Source organism: Glycomyces rhizosphaerae, assembly GCF_042647865.1.
Lineage (GTDB): Bacteria > Actinomycetota > Actinomycetes > Mycobacteriales > Micromonosporaceae > Glycomyces > Glycomyces rhizosphaerae.
The window spans coordinates 161,267-181,437 of sequence record NZ_JBHRWO010000021.1 but is presented as its reverse complement, the minus strand read 5'-3'; the positions used below and the strand labels follow the sequence as shown (position 1 = coordinate 181,437).

19 protein-coding genes are annotated in these 20,171 nt (G+C 70.1%); 7 read left to right on the top strand and 12 right to left on the bottom strand.

Annotation, left to right across the window (positions count from 1 at the left end):
* Position 1: 1 nt before the first annotated feature.
* The 6 genes from ACFO8M_RS21150 to ACFO8M_RS21125 all read left to right on the top strand — a co-directional run bounded on the left by ACFO8M_RS21150 (position 2) and on the right by ACFO8M_RS21125 (position 8,118).
* Entirely contained in the window at positions 2–745 is a 744-nt protein-coding gene (locus ACFO8M_RS21150) for a pyrimidine reductase family protein (RefSeq protein WP_387979249.1), read from the top strand.
* On the top strand, positions 738–2,465 hold the full coding sequence (locus ACFO8M_RS21145) for an ATP-binding protein (RefSeq protein ID WP_387979247.1): 1,728 nt from the start codon (positions 738–740) through the stop codon (positions 2,463–2,465). The genes ACFO8M_RS21150 and ACFO8M_RS21145 overlap by 8 nt, the downstream gene beginning before the upstream one ends.
* A 50-nt stretch (positions 2,466–2,515) precedes the next feature.
* The gene (locus ACFO8M_RS21140) at positions 2,516–3,670 is read left to right on the top strand and encodes an exonuclease SbcCD subunit D (protein ID WP_387979245.1); all 1,155 of its coding nucleotides are present in this window, start codon (positions 2,516–2,518) and stop codon (positions 3,668–3,670) included.
* Complete coding sequence (locus tag ACFO8M_RS21135; protein ID WP_387979243.1) at positions 3,670–6,102, top strand: AAA family ATPase; 2,433 nt, start codon at positions 3,670–3,672, stop codon at positions 6,100–6,102. The genes ACFO8M_RS21140 and ACFO8M_RS21135 overlap by 1 nt, the downstream gene beginning before the upstream one ends.
* Before the next feature lie 229 nt (positions 6,103–6,331).
* The gene (locus ACFO8M_RS21130) at positions 6,332–7,126 is read left to right on the top strand and encodes a carbonic anhydrase (protein ID WP_387979241.1); all 795 of its coding nucleotides are present in this window, start codon (positions 6,332–6,334) and stop codon (positions 7,124–7,126) included.
* A 68-nt stretch (positions 7,127–7,194) separates the two neighbouring features.
* Positions 7,195–8,118 (top strand): hypothetical protein, encoded by a 924-nt coding sequence (locus tag ACFO8M_RS21125; protein WP_387979239.1) that lies wholly within the window; start codon positions 7,195–7,197, stop codon positions 8,116–8,118.
* A 69-nt stretch (positions 8,119–8,187) separates the two neighbouring features.
* Here ACFO8M_RS21125 and ACFO8M_RS21120 read toward each other — a convergent pair whose 3' ends face one another.
* The 7 genes from ACFO8M_RS21120 to ACFO8M_RS21090 form a co-directional block, all read right to left on the bottom strand.
* On the bottom strand, positions 8,188–8,877 hold the full coding sequence (locus ACFO8M_RS21120) for an aggregation-promoting factor C-terminal-like domain-containing protein (protein ID WP_387979237.1): 690 nt from the start codon (positions 8,875–8,877) through the stop codon (positions 8,188–8,190).
* Positions 8,878–9,210: 333 nt separating this feature from the next.
* Positions 9,211–10,278 carry an HAAS signaling domain-containing protein gene (locus ACFO8M_RS21115; RefSeq protein WP_387979235.1) on the bottom strand — a complete coding sequence of 356 codons (1,068 nt, stop codon included), beginning with the start codon at positions 10,276–10,278 and terminating at the stop codon, positions 9,211–9,213.
* Between the two features lie 56 nt (positions 10,279–10,334).
* Positions 10,335–10,616: a hypothetical protein gene (locus tag ACFO8M_RS21110; protein ID WP_387979233.1), complete on the bottom strand. Its 282-nt coding sequence runs from the start codon at positions 10,614–10,616 to the stop codon at positions 10,335–10,337.
* A gap of 3 nt (positions 10,617–10,619) precedes the next feature.
* Positions 10,620–10,949 (bottom strand): PadR family transcriptional regulator, encoded by a 330-nt coding sequence (locus ACFO8M_RS21105; RefSeq protein ID WP_387979232.1) that lies wholly within the window; start codon positions 10,947–10,949, stop codon positions 10,620–10,622.
* Between the two features lie 92 nt (positions 10,950–11,041).
* Complete coding sequence (gltX, locus tag ACFO8M_RS21100; protein ID WP_387979230.1) at positions 11,042–12,508, bottom strand: glutamate--tRNA ligase; 1,467 nt, start codon at positions 12,506–12,508, stop codon at positions 11,042–11,044.
* Positions 12,501–13,277, bottom strand: a complete 777-nt coding sequence (locus ACFO8M_RS21095) for a fumarylacetoacetate hydrolase family protein (RefSeq protein ID WP_387979228.1) — start codon at positions 13,275–13,277, stop codon at positions 12,501–12,503. The genes gltX and ACFO8M_RS21095 overlap by 8 nt, the downstream gene beginning before the upstream one ends.
* Before the next feature lie 129 nt (positions 13,278–13,406).
* Positions 13,407–13,748, bottom strand: coding sequence for a hypothetical protein (locus ACFO8M_RS21090; protein WP_387979226.1), 342 nt, complete (start codon positions 13,746–13,748; stop codon positions 13,407–13,409).
* 212 nt (positions 13,749–13,960) lie between these two features.
* On the opposite strand from ACFO8M_RS21090, the gene ACFO8M_RS21085 reads away from it, so the two are divergent.
* Entirely contained in the window at positions 13,961–15,076 is a 1,116-nt protein-coding gene (locus ACFO8M_RS21085; protein WP_387979225.1) for a hypothetical protein, read from the top strand.
* A 70-nt stretch (positions 15,077–15,146) separates the two neighbouring features.
* Here the strand turns inward: ACFO8M_RS21085 and cimA are convergent, their stop codons facing one another.
* From cimA to ACFO8M_RS21060, 5 genes are all read right to left on the bottom strand, one after another.
* Positions 15,147–16,859, bottom strand: a complete 1,713-nt coding sequence (cimA, locus tag ACFO8M_RS21080; RefSeq protein ID WP_387979223.1) for a citramalate synthase — start codon at positions 16,857–16,859, stop codon at positions 15,147–15,149.
* 280 nt (positions 16,860–17,139) lie between these two features.
* Positions 17,140–17,877 (bottom strand): RICIN domain-containing protein, encoded by a 738-nt coding sequence (locus ACFO8M_RS21075; protein ID WP_387979221.1) that lies wholly within the window; start codon positions 17,875–17,877, stop codon positions 17,140–17,142.
* Between the two features lie 81 nt (positions 17,878–17,958).
* Positions 17,959–18,753: a phage shock envelope stress response protein PspM gene (gene pspM, locus ACFO8M_RS21070; protein ID WP_387979219.1), complete on the bottom strand. Its 795-nt coding sequence runs from the start codon at positions 18,751–18,753 to the stop codon at positions 17,959–17,961.
* Between the two features lie 14 nt (positions 18,754–18,767).
* A complete protein-coding gene (locus ACFO8M_RS21065) occupies positions 18,768–19,628 on the bottom strand; it encodes a PspA/IM30 family protein (protein ID WP_387979218.1) in 861 nt (286 codons plus the stop codon).
* 115 nt (positions 19,629–19,743) lie between these two features.
* Positions 19,744–20,163 (bottom strand): helix-turn-helix domain-containing protein, encoded by a 420-nt coding sequence (locus tag ACFO8M_RS21060; RefSeq protein WP_387979216.1) that lies wholly within the window; start codon positions 20,161–20,163, stop codon positions 19,744–19,746.
* Positions 20,164–20,171 lie beyond the last annotated feature (8 nt).

The window sequence follows — 20,171 nt, the reverse complement described above, 5'->3', positions numbered from 1 at the left end:
CGTGGCAGAGGTGCGGTACCGAAAACTCGATGAACTGACCGATGACGAGGTCTACGCGGCGTACGCGCCGCCCGCTCCCGATTGGCTTCGGGTCAACTTCGTCTCCAGCGCCGACGGCGCGGCGACCTTGGAGGGGCTTTCCGGTCCTCTTTCAGGTGAAGAGGACAAGCGGGTGTTCAAGGTCCTGCGGGCGCGCTGCGACGTGCTCGTGGCCGGATCGGGGACGGTGACCGCGGAGGGGTACGGGCGGCTGGTCCTCTCCCCCGACCGGATGGCCTGGCGCCGAGCCCAGGGCCTGCCGGAGGTGCCGGTCATGGCGGTCGTGTCGCGCAGCGCCCGCCTCGACCCGAAGGCGGCGATCTTCGCCGAGGCGCCGCGGCGCCCGATCCTCATCGTCCCCGCGGACCTGCCCGAGTCGCGGACCGAGCCCTTCGCGGAGGTCGCCGACGTCATCGCCGTCGGCACCGGCGCGGTCGACTACGCCGCCGCGATGGCGGCCCTGCGCGAGCGCGGGCTGCGCCAGATCCTGTGCGAGGGCGGGCCCACCGTGTTCGGCGACCTCGTCGCCGCCGACCTGGTGGACGAACTCGACTTGACGCTCTCACCGCTCCTGGTCGGGGCCGGTCCCGTGCGCATCGCCGAAGGACGTGCGTCCACTGAGGCGCGGCCCCTGGAGCTGCGACACGTCCTCGAAGCCGGGGGGAACCTCATCCTCCGGTATCTGCGAGGATCAACCGATGAGTGAATCGGTGGGCCGCGTGCTCGGCACAGAGGACGCGACGCCCCTGACGTTCTGGGTCGGCGTCGGACCGGAGGCGTACGCCCAGCTGGACGACGTGCTCACCACCGAACGCCAGGTGCCCGGGGTCGGCTCGGTCCGCATCTCCGGGGTGGTCACCGCGGTGCGCTCGCGCCATGAGGGCGCGCAGTTCGACTCGGACGTCTTCGACATCGCCGGGGGCCTGCTCCCCGCGCAGGTGCAGGAGGCCGCCGAGGTCACCGTGACCCGCGTCGAACCGGAGGTGTTCGTGCCACCGCGCCCGGGCGCCGAGGTCCAGCGCGCCTCGGGCGAGGACCGCGACCGGGCCCTGTACTTCGACGGCATGGCCCGCCAAGTGCCCCTTGGGTTCTCGCGCGACGGCCAGCCGGTGTTCCTCAACCCGGACTTCCTCGACGGCACGCGGGGCGCGCACGTCTCCATCTCGGGCATCTCCGGCGTCGCCACGAAGACCTCGTTCGCGACGTGGATGCTCTACTCGCTGCTGCACTCCGGCGCGCTCGGCGCCGAGGCCGCGAACACGAAGGCGCTCATCTTCAACGTCAAGGGCGAGGACCTGCTGCTCCTCGACCATGACAACACGAAGATCGACGAGACGATCCGCGACTCCTACCGCCGCCTCGGCATGGAGCCCGGCGCGTTCAAGTCCGTCGAGGTCCTCGCGCCGCCCCGCGAGGGCGACTCGAACGGGATCCCGGACGTGGCCTGCCGGTCGACGGGCGTGGACGCGTTCTACTGGACCCTCGCCGAGTTCTGCCAGCTCAGCCTGCTGCCGTTCGTGTTCGCGGACGGCGACGACGACCGCCAGCAGTACACGATGGTCGTCCACCAGGTCGCCGCGCGCCTGCGCAAAGAGGCCCGCCCCAAGGACAACGGCGCCATCAGCGTCGACGGGCAGCTGCTCACCAGCTACCGCGACCTCGTGGACCTCATCTGCGAGCGCCTCTCCGACGACGAGACCCGCACCGAATGGGCCGGGTCGGCGATCGGCCTGGGCACGGTGAACGCGTTCATCCGCCGCCTCATCGCCTCCGGGCGCGACATCGGCCGGCTCATCCGCGGCGACCTGCCGCCGAAGGGCGCCGTCCTCACCTCCGAAGCGCAGGTCACGGTGGTGGACCTGCACAACCTGCCCGACCGGGCCCAGCGCTTCGTCGTCGGCGTGGTGCTGCGCAGCGAGTTCGAGCGCAAGGAGAAGGCCGGCACGGCCCGGCCGCTCCAGTTCGTCGTCCTCGACGAGCTGAACAAGTACGCGCCGCGCGAGGGCACCAGCCCGATCAAGGACATCCTGCTCGACATCGCCGAACGCGGACGGTCCCTCGGGGTCATCCTCATCGGCGCCCAGCAGACCGCGTCCGAAGTGGAGCGCCGGATCGCCTCGAACTCGGCGATCCGGGTAGTCGGCCGCCTCGACGCCGCCGAGGCGACGCGCCCCGAATACGGGTTCCTGACCTCGGCGCAGCGCATGCGGGTGCTCATGGCCAAGCCCGGCACCATGTTCGTGGCGCAGCCCGAACTCCCGGTCCCGCTCGTGGTGAACTTCCCGTTCCCCGCCTGGGCCACCCGCCCCGCGGAGGCCGGGTCCGCCCCGTCCGCCACCGCACGGTCCGGCCGTGCGCTCTCCCCCACGGCGAAGGTCGACCCGTTCGACCTCGCCGGAGACGACGAAGACGACATTCCTTTCTGAGCCCATTGAGGGCTCGCGAGCAGCGCCCAGACCGACCTCAGGAGCAGACCTTGCGGATTCTCCACACTTCCGACTGGCACGTCGGCGTCACCATGAAGGGCCGCTCGCGCCTCGACGAGCAGCGCGCGGTCTTCAAGCAGATGGTCGAGATCGCCCGCGAAGAAGCGGTCGACCTGGTGATCGTCGCCGGGGACCTCTTCGACACCGCGTCCCCCTCGAGCGAGGCGCAGAAACTCCTCACCGCCGCGCTCTCGGCGCTGCACGGGACGGGCGCCGAGGTCGTCGTCATCGCCGGGAACCACGACAACGGCAAGGCCCTCGACGCACTGCGCGACTGGGCCCACGCCGCCGGGATCCACCTGCGCGGCAGCCTCGGCAAGGCCACCGACCACATCGTCACCGGCACCACGCGGGACGGCGAGCGCTGGCGGATCGCCGCGCTGCCGTTCATCGCCCAGCGCCACGCGGTGCGCGCTGCCGAGCTGTTCGAGCTCGGCGCGGCCGGAGCCGAAGCGAACTACGCCGACCACCTGCGCCGCCTCGTCGCGGCGCTCACCCAGGACTTCAGCGCCGACACCGTGAACCTGTTCACCGGGCACCTCACCGTCGTCGGCGGCAAGGTCGGCGGCGGGGAGCGCGAGGTCCACACCGTGGCCGACTACGCCGTGCCCGCCGCGATCTTCCCGCCCACCACTTCCTATGTGGCCCTGGGGCACCTGCACAAGGCCCAGGCGATCACCGGGCCCTGCCCGATCCGCTACTCCGGCGGGCCGCTCGCGGTCGACTTCGGCGAAGAGGACCACACGCCGAGCGTCGCCATCGTGGACGTGGCCGCCGGGGTGCCCGCGCGGGCGCGCACCGTCCCGCTCACCGCCGCCGTGCCCCTCAAGACGGTGCGCGGCAGCCTGGAGCAGCTCGCGAAGGTAGAAGTGGACCAACGGGCGTGGCTGCGGGTGTTCGTCACCGAGCCCGCCCGCGCCGGGCTCCGCGCCGAGGTCGCCGAGCTCTTCCCGCGGGCCGTGCAGATCCACATCGACCCGGTGATGCGCGTCGACGAGTCCAAGCCGCGCGAGCGCCGGTCCGGGCGCAGCCCCGGGGAGCTGTTCACCACGTACCTGCAGGAAGCGGGCCACGACGACCCGGCCGTGGCCGGGCTGTTCGCGAAACTCTACGAAGACACCCAGACCGTCGCCGAGGAGGCCTGATGCGGCCCATCCGATTGGACCTCCAGGGGTTCGCCTCCTACACCGGGTCCGAGACCTTCGACTTCACCGACGTCGACTTCTTCGCGCTCACCGGGCCCACCGGCGCCGGGAAGTCCACAGTGCTGGATGCGATCTGCTTCGCGCTGTACGGGCGCACGCCGCGCTGGCGGGTGAACACCACGCAGAACGCGATCGCGCCTTCGGCGGTGGAGGGCCGGGTGCGGCTCGTGTTCGCCGCCGGCGGCCACAACTACGTCGCCACCAGGATCCTGCGCCGCGACCGCAACGGCAAGGTCAAGACCACCACGGCCGCTTTGGAGCAGCTGCCCGGCGGGGTGAACCCGGCCGATGACGGCGAGCTCGTCGAGGGCCTCGGGAAGGCGATCGCGGGGAGCCCGAGCGAGGTCAGCAACGCGGCCGAACGCGTGATCGGGCTGCCGTTCGAGCAGTTCACCAAATGTGTGCTGCTCCCCCAGGGCGAGTTCGCCGAGTTCCTCCACGCCTCGCCCGCCGACCGGCGCAAGATCCTCGAGAACCTGCTGGGGCACAGCGTCTACCGTCGCGTGCAGCAGCTCGCGAGCGCCAAGCGGGACGCGGCGACCACCGCGATGAAGACCCTGGAGGCGCAGCTCGCGCGCGTCCCGGCGGTCGCTGACGTGGAGCTCGCGACCGCGGCGGAACGGGTCGAGCAGCTCGAGAAGCTCACCGAGCCGGTGCGGGACAAGGCGAACGCGCTCGACGGGCTCGCGGCGGCGGTCGAGACCGCGCGGCGGAGGCTGAGCGAGGCCGAAGCGAACCTCACGTCGCTCACGTACATCAAGGAGCCGAGCGGGGTCGCCGACATCGCCGCGCAGGTCGCCTCGGCGTCGACGGCGGTCACCGAGAAGGCCGCCGAGGTCGAGGCCACCGAGGCCGAGGACGAGCGGCTCCGCACCGAACTCGACGGCTTGGACCTGGGATTGATCGAACGGCAGCTCAAGGCCTGGGCCGAGCTCGCCGAGACCGAGGCGAAGCTCAAGACCGGGCTGGAGCTCACCGAGGAGCTGCGCGACCAGTTCGCGGAGGCCAAGGAGCTCGAAGAGGCGGCCTCGGAAGAGGTCGAGATCCAGCACGCGACCCTCCACAAGATCCGGATGGCCGAACTGGCCGGGACGCTGCGGGCGGGGCTGGCGGTGGGCGACGAATGCCCGGTCTGCGACCGACCGGTGGAGACGGTTCCCGAACACGACCTCTCGGAGTCGATGCACCAGGCCGAGGAGGCCTCGCGCACGGCCACCGTGGAGTTCCGCGACGCGCAGGCCGCCGTGGTGGCGCTGCAGACGAAACTGGAGAACTACGAAGAGCGGCTCACCGAGCTGCAACTGGCCGAGCGGCGGCTGAAGAAGAAGCTCGAAGGCGTCCCCGAACCGGCCGCGCTGCAGCAGCGCCGCACCGATTCGGAAGAGGCCCGGCAGCAGCTCGCGGGCACCGGCGCCGCGCTCAAGGCAGCGCGGCGGGCGCTGCGGGAGGCCGAGAAGCGCAAGGCCGCGGTCGATGAGCGGCAGCAGCGGGCTTGGAAGGAGTTCCACCACGCCCGCGACCAGGTGGCCGTGCTCGGCCCGCCCGCGGCCGGGGACGACCTCGCCGCGAGCTGGACGCACCTCGTCACGTGGGCCGCTTCCTCACTCGAACGCGCGAGCGGCGAGCGCGAGGCCGCCCGTACGGAACTGGCCGGGCTCGACGGCCGGGCCGGGACGCTGCGGTCGGAACTGCGTGTCGCCTTGGGCGAGTTCGATGTCGAGGTGCCGCGGAACGGCACCGGCGGCGACTACGTCGGCCGGCACGCCGCGGCCGTCGAATCGGCGAGAGCGGCTTCGGCGCGGCTGGCCGACGCGCGCCGCCACCGGATCGACCTGGAATCCGACATGCGGAAGTTCAAGAGCGAGGCGGAGGTCGCGAAGGCCCTCGCGTCGCATCTCGAAGCGCGGCGGTTCATGGAGTGGCTGCTGAGCGAGGCGCTGGACGAGCTCGTCACGGGAGCGACCGTGATGCTCAACCGGATCACCGGCGGGCAGTACGACCTGATCTACCGGGACCAGGACTTCTGGGTCGTGGACCACCACGACGCCGACATGGCGCGCCCGGCGCGGAGCCTGTCGGGCGGCGAGACCTTCGCGGCCTCGCTGTCGCTGGCCCTCGCGCTCTCCGACCAGTTGGCGAGCCTGGCGCGGCACGGGGCGAGCCTGGAGTCGATCATCCTCGACGAGGGATTCGGGACGCTCGACCCGGAGACCCTCGACGCGGTGGCGACAACCTTGGAGGCGCTGACGCTCTCGGCCGGTCGGACCGTCGGGCTGGTGACGCATGTGACCGAACTCGCAGAACGGGTGCCGGTGCGGTTCCGGATCACGAAGGACGCCACTGGGTCTCATGTGGAGAAGACCTGGAGTTAGCGCAGGTCACGGGCCCTTGACGAATTATTGACGCGCGTTCGAGCGGGCTGACGGCGTTCATTATGGCAATCGTTCCGGGCGCGGAGTAATTTGATTTCGTTGGTCAGGCTTCAGCGCAACGGGACGTTCACCCCTCGCGTCACATTCGCTTGCGCGCCATCCAATATGCGCACTATGTCCGGCTATGTCGCAGGCCACAAGAAGTTCGTTCACCTTCCATTAAACTTGAATGCTCAAGTACTTCTACGACATGAGTACATTGCACATTCGCGGCAGCCGCCGCAAGCTGATCACCGGAGCCGGCACCGTCGGCGTCGGCGCCGTCACCGTCCTGACTCTCGGAGCGTGCGGAGAGGACGGCGGCGCGGGGGCCGCCGAAGCCGCCACCGCGGACCCGACCGTCTCCAGCCTCCATGACTACGAGTCGGCCGAAGACATCTGGCAGGCCCTCCTCGACGGCAACCAGCGCTGGGCCGACGGCGAAGCCGTCCACCCCGACACCGACGTCGAGTGGCGCGAGTCCCTCGCCGAGGGCCAGGAACCTCGCGCCGCGATCTTCAGCTGCGTCGACTCCCGCGTCGGCCCCGAGCTCGTCTTCGACACCGGAGTCGGCGACATCATGGTCACCCGCACCGCCGGGAACGTCTTCGACCCCCTGGTCTCCGAATCCGTCTCCTACGGCCCGGCCGCCCTCGAAGCCCCGCTCCTGGTCGTCCTCGGCCACCAGAAGTGCGGCGCCGTCACCGCCGCCCACGAAGCCCTCCTCGCCGCCGAGGAGGGCACCGAACTCGAAGAGCACGAGTACGCGCTCCCCGAGACCGTTGAGGCCCTCCGCCCGGCCTACGAGGCCGCCAAGACGGAGTCCGGCGACCCGGTCGACGCGATGATCAAGACGAACGTTCTGCTGACCATCCAGGCGCTCAAGGAGCACCCGAACCTCGCCGAGCTCGTCGCCGACGGCGAGCTCACCGTGGTCGGCGGGATCTACTCGCTCGAGACCGGACTGGTCACCGAAGTCTCCTAACGCGGCCCGCGCGGGCGTCGACGGCGAGCAGTAGTCTGGGCCGCAACCGCTTCGAAAGCAGGTGCGCCTTGCAGATCACCGTCGACGCCTGGGACCCGTCCTTCGCGGACAACCCCGAGTCGCCTTCGCGCGCGAACCAGGCGATCGTGAACGCGGGGATCGAACTCGAGCCCGCCGACTGGTGCCCCGTCGACGCCCCCGCCTCCGGGCCGCGGCGCATCGTCGTGGTCGACGGCGTGCGCCGCATCGACGCCCGTGTCGAACTCCTCGAGGACGGCGAGCGCTGGCCCGGCGTATGCGTCTCCTGGGCGGCCGGAGCGGTCGCCTGCGACCTCGACGGGCAGGTCTCCACCGTCGCCGAGGCGGCCGTCGAACGAGGCCTGTTCGCAGCGGTGGGCCCCGGCGTCGACTTCGGGTACTACCCGTACTGCGAGGCCGCCTCCGCCGACCCGGGCGAGCTCGTCAACGAGGCCCAGCAGAAGATGGCCGACCTGGAAGCGAAGATGGCGGCGCTGTGCGCCTTGGAGGCCGAGCTGTCGGTCCTCGACGGCCCCCTGCGCGGCCGCACCCGCCTGCCGAACTCGGTGGGCTACATCAAGAGCCACCACCGCTCCTACCTGCCGGGCGAGCTCAACGCCGTCGTGGAGCGGCTCAGGCCGGGCCAGCGCACCCCGGTCTTCCACCTCATGTCGGGCTGGCCGCGCTACACCTGGTACCTGCGCCTGCCGGGCACGTCCTCCCGGGGCTGGGCGGGCGTCGCGCGGCTCGAAGCGGCCGACGATCTGAGCGAGGAGGCCGCGATCGCTCTGGCCGACGCCACCGCGGCGGCCTTGCCGCCCTTGGGTTCGGCGGCGCACAAGGACGCGCGGGCCCCGCAGAACCTCACCCCGATCGCGGGACTGGAGCGCCGGTTGAAGCGGATGCTCGGCGACCCGCGGCTGCTGCTGCGCTCGGTGCGCGCGGCTTCGGCGGAGACGGGCGAGAGGCCCTGACGCGGTCGCGCCAGGACCTCTCAGGGTCAGCGAACTCCGGGTCCGCTTTGGTTCGAGCTTAGGTTCGGCCTAGTACCAGCCGTTGGACTCGCTGTGCGACCAGGCGCCGCACGGGCTGCCGTAGCGGCCGTCGATGTAGTCGAGGCCCCAGGCGATCTGGGTGGCAGGGTTGGTCTCCCAGTCGTCGCCGTTGGCGGCCATCTTGTCGCCAGGGAGGGACTGCGGGATGCCGTAGGCGCCCGAGCCCTCGTTGTAGGCGGACTCGTTCCAGCCGGACTCGCGGTCCCAGAGGCTGATGAGGCAGCCGACCTCGTCCATGTCCCAGCCGGCCTCGAGCGTCATGGTGCAGCCGATGGCCTTGTTGCCCGAGTACTCGGAGCAGTCGGCGGCGATGTCGACGCTGCCGCCACCGTCGGAGGAGGACTCGGTGGTCTCCTCCTCGACGGGCTCCTCTTCGACCGGGACCTCGGCGGCCTCGCTCTTCTCGGTCGGCTCGACGACGGCCTCCTCCTTGACGGGGAGGATGCTGTCCATGGGGGCGACCTGGTCCCACTGGTAGTCGGCGTCGCCGGCGTCGGCGACGATCTCGGCGGCGAGCTGCTCCTCCGGGGTCGGGTCGTCGGTGCTGATGATCGCGGCGCTCGCGCTGCTGGCGGTGCCGACTGCGAACAGCACGGCGGCAGCGGACACGAACACGCGTTTGCGGGCGGGGTGCCGCACGGGGTCCGCGGCTCGGTGCCTCGCGCGGGAAGGCTTCATGCGGGTAAACATCGGGGTAACCCTAGGGGCCCGTCCTCAGCGGACCATACCGCTGAGTAACCACACCAATACGGCACACTGCTCGCTGCGAGCGTTCACATCACGTGACCGTCTCGCCCGATAGCGCCGGTATCGCGCCGACTGCCCCACGTCTCCCCGGACCCGGGCGCCGGGCCTCCCCCTAACGACCCATTGACACCCCGCCGGCCCGCCAGATCTTCTTCAACGGAGGTCCATAGAGATCAATGTCATAAGGGACGGTCGAGACGACCGACTTGCCCGGAAAGTGCGAAAACCGGCCCCGCCGCGAGGCGGGGCCGGCTCGGTCGGCGACTACTCGGTCGGCGATTCGCTGGGGGTCGGGGACGCCGATTCCTCGGGGGTCGGCGTCTCGTTCAAGGTCGGCGACTCGCTCTCGGACGGGGACGCCGACTCACCGGGCGACGCCGATTCGGTCGGGGCCGTGGTCATCTCGTCCCCGGGCACGCACAGCGGGTACTGGTAGCCGAGGTTCTCGTCCGCGCTTTCCGTCGGCTCCTCCATGTAGCCGTTCGGATCCTCCGGCGAGGCCGACTCGAACGGGTCGCCGGTGGCGATCGGGCAGGCGTAGGGGTCGCCGATCCACAGCGGGTTGCCGTCCTGGTCGAACAGGTACACCCCGGTGAGCAGATTGCCGTTCTCGTCATAGGCGTAGACGTCGCTGATGTAGGCGTACGAGTCCACCTCGTCGGAGGCCGATTCGATGTACCGGACCGGAAGGTTCCCGGTGAGCAGCCACGAGAACTGGTAGCCCGCCAGCGCGACGATCGCGATCCCTCCGGCGATCATCCAGCGGCGGCGCCTGCCGCGCCATTCGGTGGACTTGGCGCCGAGGCGCATCGAAGCCCACACGCAGACCAGGAGCACGGCGACCATGAGCAGCAGGCCGGGGAGCGAGCCGAAGATCGAGAATCCGGTGACGCCGTACTGGGCGGCCGAGAGCCAGTAGACGAACAGGGCCGCCACGATCGCGCCGCGCAGGACCCACCAGCCGGGGCGCAGGCGTTCGCGGAGCTCGGCGGAGTCGGCGTAGCCGGTGCTCACGGCGTAGCGGTCGGCGGCTGTCCTCACGCGGGCGAGGGCCGGGGCGGCGGTCTCGGAGAACTTGCGGCGCATCCTCTTGGCGACCGGCTCCTTGTCGACCTCGGCGGTGTCGCGGAGTTCGCGGGCGTAGGCCTCGGGGCTGCCGAGGAGGTCGCGGAGCGCGGCACCGGGTTCGAGGTCGGCGGCGACCTCGGTCAGGTGGGCGTCGAGTTCGGACATCAGGTCCTGCCGGATGTGCGTGGGCAGGTCGTTGAGGTGCCGCTCGACCGCGGCCAGGTAGGACGCGATCTCCGTGGACCGGTCGGGTGTGGTCGTCATGGTGCTGCCCTTCTTGGCTGACCTTCTTCAAGCTGCGGGTGTCGATGGTGCGTTGCTCATGCTGTGTAGACCGGTTTCGGCGTCGGCGCCGTTGCATGGTCCTGCTGGAAGGACTCCAGGGCGGGGCTGTAGCCGAGGACCGCGGCGGCGAACCCGGCGGGGCCGCCGAGGCGGTGTTCGAGGGTCTCGCCGGGCCGCAGGTCGGCGGCGACGTCGGCGAGGTGGGCGCGCAGGCCCGCGGTGAGGTCTTCGCGGATCTCCTCGAGCAGGTCGGCGAGGTGGCGCTCGACCTCGTCGCGGTAGGCGGCGGCCTCGGTCCGCGCGGGGGTGTCGGTCATCGGTCAGCCTTTCGTAGGCACGTCGAAAAGCGATCGCATCTTGGCGCTCACGTCTTCCCAGGCTTCGCGCGCCTGGCGGAGGTACTTCCGGCCGGGCTCGGTCAGCGAGTAGTACTTGCGGTGCGGCCCCGACTCGCTGGGCTGCACGTAGGTGGAGAGGTAGCCCGCCCGGTAGAGCCGCCGGAGCGTGCCGTAGACCGAGGCGTCGCCCAGATCGTCGAAGCCCGCCGCGCGCAGGCGGTTCAGGATCTCGTACCCGTAGCCGTCCTGGCGTTCCAGGACGCGCAGCACGATGATGTCGAGCAGGCCCTTGAGCAGTTGCGATCTGTCCACGCTATCCACAGTACCATGCATTGCACAGTAGTGGAGGCGTGCAAACGCCAACGGCCCCGCCGTTGCCGGCAGGGCCGTTGCCTATGCGCTGCTTACAGAGTGGCGCGGGCGGCGCGCAGGCGCGCCAGGCTCACGTCCTTGCCGAGGAGCTCCATCGACTCGTACAGCGGCGGCGACACGGTCTTGCCGCTGATCGCCACGCGCACCGGGCCGAAGGCCTTGCGGGGCTTGAGACCCAGACCGTCCACGAGGGCGGCCTTCAGGGCCTCCTCGATCGCCTCGGTCGTCCACTCGATGTCCGCCAGCGACGCGATCGAGGCGTCGAGCACCTGCGCCGCATCGTCCTTGAAAGTCTTCCTCGCACTGTCCTCGTCCAGCTCGACCTCGGGGCCGCAGAACAGGAACCGCAGCATCTCGACCGCCTGCCCCAGCGTCGCGCACCGCTCCTGCACCAGCGGCACCGCCACCTCGAGCACATGCGCCTGCTCAGGCGTGACCTCCGCGCCGAGCAGCCCCGCGCCCTGGAGCCGCGGCACGAGCAACCCGATCAGCTCCTCGACGTTCACCGCCCGGAAGTGGTCCGAGCAGATCGCGTCGAACTTCCTCTCGTCGAACCGCGCCGGGTTCGACTTCACGTCGTGCAGGTCGAAGGCCTCCAGGAACTCCGCGACGGTGAACACGTCGCGGTCGCCCGAGATCGACCAGCCGAGGGTCGCCACATAGTTCAGCACGCCCTCAGGCAGGTACCCGGCCTCCTTGTACTGCAGGAGGTTCGAGCGCGGGTCGCGCTTGGACATCTTCTTGCCGCGCTCGTCCACGATGAGCGGCAGGTGCGCGTACTCGGGCTCGGCGTCGGCGATGCCGAGCGCCACCAGCGCGCGCCACATGACGATCTGACGCGGCGTCGAGGGCATGAGGTCCTCGCCGCGGGTCACCATGTTGACCTTCATGATCGCGTCGTCCACGGGATTCGTGAGCGTGTACAGCGGCGAGCCGTCCCCACGCGCGATCACGTAGTCCGGCACCGTCCCGGCCGGGGTCGTGACCTCGCCGCGCACCGCGTCCCGGAACGTGATGTCCTCGTTCGGCATCAGCATCCGCAGCACCGGCTTGCGGCCCTCGGCGCGGAAGGCGGCCTTCTGCTCCTCGGTCAGGTCCCGGTCGAAGTTGTCGTAGCCGAGCTTCGGGTCGCGTCCGGCGGCGCGGTGGCGGGCCTCGACCTCCTCATTGGTCGAGAAGGCCTCGTAGGCGTAGCCGCCGTCGAGCAGGCGCTTGATCACGTCGGCGTAGACGTCGAGCCGCTGCGACTGCCGGTAGGGCGCGTACGGCCCGCCGATGTCGGGCCCCTCGTCCCAGGTCATGCCCAGCCACGAGAGGGCCTCCAGCAGCTGGTCGTAGGACTCCTCGGTGTCGCGCGCCGCGTCGGTGTCCTCGATGCGGAACACGAACTCCCCGCCCTTGGCCCGGGCGTACCCCCACGAGAACAGGCAGGTGCGCACCAGGCCCACGTGCGGGGTCCCGGTCGGGCTGGGGCAGAAGCGGGTGCGGACATTACTCACTGGGAACCACCTTGTTGGAGAGCGTGCCGATGCCGGCCACGGAAACGGAGACGGTCTCGCCCGCCTGGAGCGGCCCCACGCCCGCGGGCGTGCCGGTGAGCACCACGTCGCCCGGCAGCAGCGTCATCACCTGCGACACGTAGGCCACGATCGAGAACGGGTCGAAGACCATGTCCTTCGTGGAACCCAGCTGGCGCACCTCGCCGTTCACCTCGCAGCGCACCTCGGCGTCGGCCACCTCGGCGTCCGTCTCGATCCACGGCCCGAGGGGGCAGAACGAGTCGAAGCCCTTGGCGCGCGTGAACTGCACGTCCTGCTTCTGGATGTCGCGGGCGGTAACGTCGTTGGCGCAGGTGTAGCCGAAGACCGCGCCCTTCGCGGCCTCGCGGTCCAAGCCCCGCGCCCCGTGCAGGCCGATGACGACGGCCAGCTCGGCCTCGTGCTCGACCTGGTCGGAGACGGCCGGGAGCCGGATGAGCTCGCCCGGGCCGATCACCGAGGTCGAGGGCTTGAGGAAGATCAAGGGTTCCTTGGGGACCTCGTTGCCCAGCTCGGCGGCGTGGTCGGCGTAGTTGCGCCCCACGCACACCACTTTGGACGGGAGGATCGGGGCGAGCAGCCGCACGTCCTCGAGCGCCCAGCGCTGGCCGGTGTACTTGATCTGCGCGAACGGGTGGCCCTCGATCTCGGCGGCGGTGGCCCCGGGGCCCTCGCCTTCGAGCACAGCGAACGACATGCCGGTCGGGTGAGCGATCCGCGCGATCCGCACAGTCGGCCCCTCTCTGAGACTGGTTCGAAACCTTGCGGCCTCAGCTTAGTTCGGGGTCGGGGTCCACTCGACGCACTATCGCGCACCACGCCGTCGGATCACTGCCGGAACGGGCGCCGCGGCAGCGCGCTAGCGGACGAGCAGGAAGATGCCGCCGATGAGGACGGCGCCGACGAGCGCGCCGACGACGATGCCCATGCCGAGCCGCCGGACCTTCGCGAACAGGCCGATGAAGAACCCGAGCACGAACGTCAGGGGCGTGGCGATCAGGAGTGAGATCGCGGTGGCGCCGAAGCGGACCTTGAGGGTCTCGCCGATGTCGTCGACGAGCACGAAGCCGAAGGCGAAGGCCATGATCACGAGGATCACCAGGCCGAGGAAGAACCCGGACAGGAAGCGGCGGCGCCCATACACGGCCGAATCGGCGGCCATGGCCGCCGCGCGGGCACGATCGGTCTGGTAGGAAGTCACGATGCAACTCTAGTACGGCCTCACCAGGAACGCGGTGACGGCATTCGCCGCAGCGCGCGCATTGGAGGCGTCGGCGGCACGGAGTCCCCATTGGAAAGCGCTGAACCGGGCTGAGCAGGCCTCCCGTTCCGTGACGCGCCGATGCGAATGCCCGGACAGTCGCCCGTCACGTGCAAGACTGCCGTATGCGTCGTTTGATCACACTTTTCGTATTGCTCGGGGCACTGTTCCTCGCGCAGGCGCCCGCCGGAGCGATCGGCTCCCATCTACCGCAGGCCACCGCCTCCTTCAACGACCAGGTCTACAAAGTGGCCTACGACGGCGACACCGTCTACTCCGGCGGGGCCTTCACCCGAGCCAAGAACACCGACGGCACCTACGCCGGCCGCAGCTACCTCGCGGCCGTGAACTCGGCCACGGGGGCGCTCCTGCCGTTCGCGCCGGTCCTGAACGGCCCCGTCCACGAGGTCAAGACCGGCGGCGGCTACCTGTACATCGCCGGGAAGTTCACCGAGGTCGACGGGGTCGCTCGCTCGCGCATCGCCCGCTTCCGGCTCGACACCGGCGAGCTGGATGCGGCCTGGAACCCGAAGCCCTCGGCCACCGTCTACTCGATCGAGCCGGTCGGCTCCACGGTCTACCTCGGCGGCACGTTCCAGTCGGTCGGCGGCTTCGCCCAGCCGGCCCTCGCGGCGGTGAACTCCACTGACGGCAAGGTGATCACGGGCTTCACGCCGAAGGTCACCGAAGGCGCCGTGCGCGACATCCAGTACGGCCACGACCGCCTCTACGTCGCGGGCGCCTTCTCGATGATCGACGGCGACAAGCAATACGGGAAGCTCGGCGCGGTGAACCCGTCCTCGGGCGCCGTCGACCCCTCGTTCGTGTCCAAGGTGTACGTCCTCACCCGCGAGGTCGTGGTCGCCGGGGACCGCGTGTACGCGGCCCTGGACGGTCGCGGCGGCGAGGTCCGGGCGTTCACCACCACCGGCGAGACGCTCTGGTACCAGGCCACGGACGGCGGGATGCAGACCGTCGAGGTGTGGGGCAACACCGTCATCGGCGGCGGCCACTTCGACAAGGCCTGCGTCACCAACCACGCCGGCCCCCAAGGCCAGTGCATGGACGGCGTGCGCGCCCAGCGCGGGAAGCTCCTCGCGGTGGACATGAACGGAAAGCTGCTGGACTGGAACCCGGGCGCGAACGGCATCGTCGGCGCCTGGGACACCACGGCGCACCCGTCGGGCACCAACCTCGCCGTGGGCGGCTCCTTCACGACCTTCGGGGGCGGGGTGCAGGAGCAGAAGCGACTCGCGGTCTTCGACTAGAGCGGCAACGCAAAGGGCCCGGCCATCAGGCCGGGCCCTTTTTACGTGCCTGCCGCACGATCGGCGCGGTTCAGGCTTTGACCCGGTCTTGTGGACCGGGCCTTGTCGGTATCGCTCGTGGCGTGTCGGTAGGAGATAAGGACTTTGTGGGCTTGCGCCGGTTGAGGCCGTACGCCAGGCCGTCGGCCAGCGCGTTCCAGGAGGCCTCGATGAGGTTGGGGGCCACGCCGACCGTGGTCCACTCGGACTCGCCGTCGCTCATGGAGACGAGGACGCGGGTGACCGCGTCAGTGCCCTTGGAGCCGGCGAGGATGCGGACCTTGAAGTCGGAGAGCGTCAGCTCGGCCAGGCGCGGGTGGCGGGCGGCTAGGGCGCCGCGCAGGGCCGCGTCGAGGGCGTTGACCGGGCCGTTCCCCTGGGCGGTGGCGATGACGCGCTCGCCGTCCACGTCGAGGCGCACCGTGGCCTCGGCGACGGTGGTGCCGTTGGGGTCGTGGTCGACGATGACGCGGTAGGTGTCGAGCTTGAACGGCCGGGGGAGGCCGCCTTCGACCTCGTCGCGCACGAGCAGCTCGAAGGACGCGTCGGCGGCCTCGAAGGACCAGCCCTTGGATTCGAGTTCCTTGACGCGCTTGGTGATCCGGTCGAGCGCGGCCTTGTCTCCGGAGAGGTCGATGCCGAGTTCGCGGCCCTTGAGCTCGACGGAGGCGCGGCCGGCCATCTCGGTGACGAGGATGCGCATGTCGTTGCCGACGACGACGGGGTCGACGTGGTTGTACAGGGCCGGGTCGGCCTTGATCGCGGAGGCGTGGATGCCGGCCTTGTGCGCGAACGCGGCGTGGCCGGTGTAGGGGGCGTGCTCGTCGGGGGTCATGTTGGCGATCTCGGCGATCGCGTGGGAGATGCGGGTGAGCTGCTCGAGGCCGCCGTCGGGCAGGACCTTGAGGCCGAGCTTGGTCTCCAGGTTCGCGATGACGCTGAACAGGTTCGCGTTGCCGGGGCGCTCGCCGTAGCCGTTGGCGGTGCCCTGGACGTGCATGACGCCCGCCTGGACGGCGGCGAGGGTGTTGGCGACGGCGCAGCCGGTGTCGTTCTGGGCGTGCATGCCCAGGCGTACGCGCTCGACCGGGAGCACGGCCTCGAGACGGCGGCGCAGTTCGGTGACGGCCTCGGTGATGTCGGAGGGGATGCGCCCGCCGTTGGTGTCGCACAGGACGACCGCTTCGGCGCCCGCTTCGAGGGCGGTGCGTACGACCAGGGTCGCGTATTCGGGGTCGTGGCGGAAGCCGTCGAAGAAGTGCTCGCAGTCGATGAAGACCTGGCGGTCGTGCGCCCTGCCGGTGCGCACGGAGTCGGCGATCATCGCGAGGTTCTCTTCGGGGGTGGTGCGCAGGGCCTGCTCGACGTGGCGCATGTCTGACTTGGCGACCAGGCAGAGCACGGGGGCGCGCGAGTCGAGGAGGGCCTGGAAGCCCGGATCCTCGGCGGCGCTCGAACCGGCGCGGCGGGTCATGCCGAAGGCGACGAGCTTGGCGTGCTTGAAGTTCAGTTCATCGGCCGCGCGGGCGAAGAACTCCGTGTCCGAGGGGATCGCGCCGGGCCAGCCGCCCTCGATGTAGTCGACGCCGAGTTCGTCGAGGAGTTCGGCGACGGCGAGCTTGTCGGCGACGGAGTAGCGGAGGCCCTCCATCTGCGCGCCGTCGCGGAGCGTGGTGTCGAAGACGTGGAAGTCCCCGCCGCTGTTCGCAGATGCGCTGCCGTCTTGCGGGTCTGGTTGCGTCACTTGGTGCTCCAGGTTTCTGTACTTATCGGTCCGGCCGCCGCGGGGCCTACCTGAACGTTCGTTTGCCCTGAACGAAAAAGACCTCCTGCGGGCGCAGGAGGTCTGGCGTTCGGCGGCGGCATCTAACGAAGATGCTCCGCGGAACGCCCGCAGCTAATCATGAGCTGGAAGGTCACGAAAAGTAGTATGCCACCGGCCGGTCACGCGAACCATCATTTCCCATATAGTGGGATTCAGTGTGTCGTGATGATGACTCGGAATGCTTGCGCGCGTTGGCGACTCACCAGTCGGCTCGCAGGGCGCGGCGGCGCTGCCACCACAGGACCAGGGCCGTGCCGCCCGCGAGGGCCACGACGCCGGCCCCGATGCCCGCACCGAGGGCGGTGCCGGTGGTCGGCAGTGCCGGCTTCGGCGACTCGGACGGGTCCTCGGACGGATCTCCGGACGGCGACACCTGCTCCTCGCTCGAACTCGGCGACGGAGTCACCTCCACCGAAGCGGCCTCCATGAGCCACTCCTGCGAGTGCAGGCTCGCACCGTCATCCGTTCGCACGGCGTAGACGGCCGCGCCCTCGCTCGCCTCGGGGTTCGCCTCGGTCCCCAGGTAGTGGCCGTCGGGGGTGATGAGTCGGTAGTCATGATGCGATTGCCGGTCGTCGTAGACGATCGACCAGGTCACGGCATCGGCGCAGTCGACGAGGAAGACAGGGACGACGTCCTCGCCGCCCGCATCGGCGGTGAGGCACCACCCGGAGTCGGCGTGGACGATCTGGTGCGAGCCGAGCCCTTGGAACGCCTCGACGGGCCGGAGCCGCCACTGGTCGTAGTCGGCGGTCAGACGCGGGCTCCCGTCGGCCGCACCGAGCGGCGTTTCCACGTGCTCCTTGAGGTAGAGCTTGACCGGCCCTTCCGGAAGGGACTGCGCCTGGGCGGCGGCGCCTGATCCGACGGCGAGTATGAAGGCGACGGCCGCGGCGGAGGACACCGCGACGGCCGCTCGGAGATTCAGGATATTCACCTTCAAATTAGACCAAATGAGACATATTCTCGTTCGGTCCGTCCAGGTCGCGTCCTGCGCGGCACCGGAAGGCACCGGCGGTCAGCCGGTCGCCTGGGGTCCGACGCTCCCGCGGATCTCGCTCGCCGCGTCCCCGGCCGCGCGCAGCCGGTCGGCGGCGTCGGTGAGCACGTCGAGGGTCTCGTCGGAGCGATGGGCCGACAGCGCCTGCTGCAACCCGATCGAACCGGCCAGGCACTCCCCCGCGGCGCTCACCATGTCCTCGTAGGCGGCCACACCGCTCTCCAAGCGCTCGACCATGCGGTCGAGGTTCGCCCCGAGCCCTGAGCGCTTCGTATCGGGCGCGATCGCGATCGCCGCCTCGACGTCCTTGACGCCCAAGGCGAGCCGGTACAACTCCTGCCCGGCCTTCGCCGCCCCGCCGAGGATCGCCACGGCCTCGTCGTTGCCTTCGAGGCGTTTGGCCATCTGCTCCGCGGCGATCGAGGCCCGCTCCAGCCGCTCGTACGGGCGCAGGGCCCGGCTGCCGCGGAACTGGGCGCGGATGCGCCCGCGCCGGATCGCCTCGGCCGTCTCGCCGAAGAAGCCGCGGGCCTCCTTCGTCAACTGCGCCGGGCCGTGCAGCTCGAGCGAGTCGCGCTCGGCGGCGGGCATGGCCCGCGCGAGGCGCCGGTAGTCGAACCAGCGGACGACCGCCATCGCGGTCGAGAACCCGGCAACCGTCACCCACACGCCGTCGGCCGTGCCGAGACCCGCGTAAGGAACGAAGAAGGCGCTGCCGGCGACAGCGCCTCCCGCGATGGTGGTCCAGGACTTCGCGGAGGACAGGCGGGAGCGCAGGCGCTTGAACGCGCGCTTGCGTTCCTTCGCGTCCACCGGGATCCTCCTGGTCAGCTCTTGGTCTTGTCGGCCTCAGGCTCGGCCGTGCCCTCGTCGTTCCCGAGGGACGCGCGGATGTCGGCCAGACGGGCGTTGGTGACCGACTCCTTCGACTGGATCGCCGGAGTCTCCTTGCCGCCCGAGAGCTGCTCGCCCTCGAGCGAGGCGCGGATCTGGTCAAGGCGCGAGGCCCCGGCCATGTCGCGAGTGGCGCGATTCACCTCGAGGAGGCGGCCCTCCACGGAGTTCGAGGCGAGCTCGGCGCGGCCCATGGCGTTGGAGTAGCGGCCCTCGATCTTGTCGCGGATCTCGTCGAAGTTCGGCACGTTGCCGGGCGCGGCGGTCTGCGACATCGACTCCAGCGAGGAGGCGATGGTCTCCTGCATCTTGGCCTGCTCGAGCTGGCCGAGGAGCTTGGTGCGCTCCTGGAGCTTCTGCTGCAGGATCATCTGGTTGTTCTCAACGGCCTTCTTGGCCTGGTCGGCAGCGGTGAGCGCCTGGTCGTGCATCACCTTCATGTCCTCAAGGGACTGCTCAGTGGAGACCAGTTGACCGGCGAGGATCTCGGCGGTGGACTCGAACTGCTGCGCCTTCGCCTCGTCGCCGTCGGCGCGGGCCTTGTCGGCGAGCACGAGGGCCTGGCGGGCCTGGGCCTGCAGACGCTCCACCTCGGACATCGAGCGGTTGAGCTTCATCTCCAGCTGGCGCTGGTTCCCGATCACCGAGGCCGCCTGCCCCACCAGCGCCTGGTGCTGCTTCTGGGCTTCTTCAATCGCCTGCTGGATTTGAATCTTGGGGTCGGCATGCTCGTCGATCTTCGCACCGAAGAGCGCCATCATGTATTTCCAGCCCTTGACGAACGGATTGGCCATTATCGGGGTCCTTCCGGTGATCGCAACGCCGACATGCCTCTAGTGTCGGACATCGGCGCCACCTTTGTGGGACAGGGTGACGCCTCAATCGCCAAAACTACATCATCGACTGCTTTCAGGCCGCCGCGCGGACCACCGAATCGGTCACCTCGCCACGGCGGTGGCGAGAACGGACCTGTGCGATCGACGCGGGCGCGGCCGAGAGGGCACGGCGCCGGCGGGCGACCTCTTCCTGGGTCTCCAGCTCGCGCGGCCGCGGCAGCACCGCGACCTGGCGGCCCTGCGGCGCGGCCTCGCCGCGCTCGTGGACCGCGACCTCACGGGAGACCTCGGCGAGGACCTCGGACAGGCGCACCTGGAGCGCCCCGCACACCGAGGCGAGCAGCTCGCTCGACGGTTCCTTGTGGCCGCGTTCGATCTCGGAGAGGTACCCGAGGCTCACGTTGGCCTGCTTCGACACGTCGCGCAGCGTCCGCTTCTGGGCGCGGCGACGGCGCCGCAGGGTCTCTCCCAGCAGTTCCCTCAACAACACCATGGGGTCCT

What these genes read in the sequence shown, in the direction of transcription:
- ACFO8M_RS21145 (WP_387979247.1), top strand. Translation starts at nt 738, where the DNA reads ATGAGTGAATCGGTGGGCCGCGTGCTCGGCACAGAGGACGCGACGCCC.
- ACFO8M_RS21135 (WP_387979243.1), top strand. Translation starts at nt 3,670, where the DNA reads ATGCGGCCCATCCGATTGGACCTCCAGGGGTTCGCCTCCTACACCGGG.
- ACFO8M_RS21130 (WP_387979241.1), top strand. Translation starts at nt 6,332, where the DNA reads ATGCTCAAGTACTTCTACGACATGAGTACATTGCACATTCGCGGCAGC.
- ACFO8M_RS21120 (WP_387979237.1), bottom strand. Translation starts at nt 8,877, where the DNA reads ATGAAGCCTTCCCGCGCGAGGCACCGAGCCGCGGACCCCGTGCGGCAC.
- ACFO8M_RS21115 (WP_387979235.1), bottom strand. Translation starts at nt 10,278, where the DNA reads ATGACGACCACACCCGACCGGTCCACGGAGATCGCGTCCTACCTGGCC.
- ACFO8M_RS21110 (WP_387979233.1), bottom strand. Translation starts at nt 10,616, where the DNA reads ATGACCGACACCCCCGCGCGGACCGAGGCCGCCGCCTACCGCGACGAG.
- ACFO8M_RS21065 (WP_387979218.1), bottom strand. Translation starts at nt 19,628, where the DNA reads ATGGCCAATCCGTTCGTCAAGGGCTGGAAATACATGATGGCGCTCTTC.
- ACFO8M_RS21060 (WP_387979216.1), bottom strand. Translation starts at nt 20,163, where the DNA reads ATGGTGTTGTTGAGGGAACTGCTGGGAGAGACCCTGCGGCGCCGTCGC.